We start from the raw sequence: 280 nt of genomic DNA, 5'->3' as shown, positions 1-280 counted from the left end.
CGTCGCCTACGCACTCGCTTCGAGCGACGTGCCGACATTCACGAAGCATTCCTGAAACTCGGTTGCTCGCTTGTCTGTTGGAACATCTTCAGGCGTATCGAGCAGCCTTTTTGAACTGGCCTCTTAGACTCAAGTTTCAAGTGCAACACCTTGGATGAGGTAGGGTGTTGCAATGACGAAATACCAGCATCTGAGCGCCGAAGAGCGCGCGGCGATCATGATCGAGAGGACCAGAAACACGAGCGTCAGGGCGATTGCAAGGCTGCTTGGTCGCAGCGCG

The 280-nt window shown here is 55.4% G+C and carries 1 protein-coding gene and 1 pseudogene; both read left to right on the top strand.

Annotated elements, in window-relative coordinates; genetic code table 11:
- Positions 1–114 (top strand): annotated as a pseudogene (locus tag G3N64_RS39485) (IS5/IS1182 family transposase); the annotation flags it as partial.
- Positions 115–172: 58 nt separating this feature from the next.
- On the top strand, positions 173–280 hold a 108-nt coding region (locus G3N64_RS40320), incomplete at its 3' end, for a helix-turn-helix domain-containing protein (protein ID WP_205783815.1).

This window comes from Burkholderia sp. Ac-20344 (assembly GCF_017104975.1).
Classification (GTDB): Bacteria; Pseudomonadota; Gammaproteobacteria; order Burkholderiales; family Burkholderiaceae; genus Burkholderia.
The sequence above is the reverse complement of the archived record's forward strand: the minus strand, read 5'-3'. Positions and strand labels throughout refer to the sequence as shown.